This window comes from Thalassotalea profundi (genome assembly GCF_014653195.1).
In the GTDB taxonomy this organism is placed as follows: domain Bacteria; phylum Pseudomonadota; class Gammaproteobacteria; order Enterobacterales; family Alteromonadaceae; genus Thalassotalea_B; species Thalassotalea_B profundi.
This window is the reverse complement of the sequence record NZ_BNAH01000037.1, coordinates 1-890: the sequence shown is the minus strand read 5'-3', so window position 1 is coordinate 890 and position 890 is coordinate 1. Positions and strand designations below refer to the sequence as shown.

Annotated in this window: 1 protein-coding gene; it reads right to left on the bottom strand. The window is 41.7% G+C overall.

Annotated features, from left to right (window positions below; genetic code table 11):
• Positions 1–887 (bottom strand): elongation factor Tu (gene tuf, locus IE155_RS17895; RefSeq protein WP_189379700.1); only part of this gene is annotated, 887 nt, incomplete at its 3' end.
• Positions 888–890 lie beyond the last annotated feature (3 nt).

The following is an 890-nucleotide window of genomic DNA, read 5'->3' as shown; positions in this document are numbered from 1 at the left end:
GGCTTACATAATACTTGACCACGCTCTACGTCTTCACGCTTAGTACCACGTAATAATACACCACAGTTCTCACCTGCACGACCTTCGTCAAGCAACTTACGGAACATTTCTACACCTGTACAAGTAGTCTTTGTTGTTTCACGAATACCTACGATTTCAACTTCTTCACCTACTTTGATGATACCGCGCTCTACACGACCTGTTACCACTGTTCCACGACCTGAAATTGAGAATACATCTTCAATCGGCATGATGAACGCACCATCAATTGCACGCTCTGGCTCTGGAATATAGGTATCTAAGTGATGTGCAAGCTCAAGTACTTTCTCTTCCCATTGTGCTTCGCCGTTCAATGCACCTAATGCTGAACCTTGAATTACTGGTAAGTCGTCACCTGGGAATTCATATTCTGAAAGAAGTTCACGAACTTCCATTTCTACTAATTCTAATAACTCTTCGTCATCTACCATGTCACATTTGTTCATGAATACGATGATGTAAGGTACACCAACCTGACGTGATAATAAAATGTGCTCACGTGTTTGTGGCATTGGACCATCTGTTGCTGCTACTACTAAGATAGCACCATCCATTTGTGCTGCACCTGTGATCATGTTTTTGATGTAATCAGCATGTCCTGGGCAATCTACGTGTGCGTAGTGACGTGTTTCTGTATCATACTCAATGTGAGAAGTATTAATTGTAATACCACGCTCACGCTCTTCTGGAGCATTATCGATTTGTGCGAAGTCTTTAACATCACCACCAAAAGCTTTTGTTAATACCGCAGAGATTGCAGCTGTTAACGTTGTTTTACCGTGGTCAACGTGTCCGATTGTACCAACGTTTACATGTGGTTTATTACGTTCAAATTTTGCTTTAGCCATTTT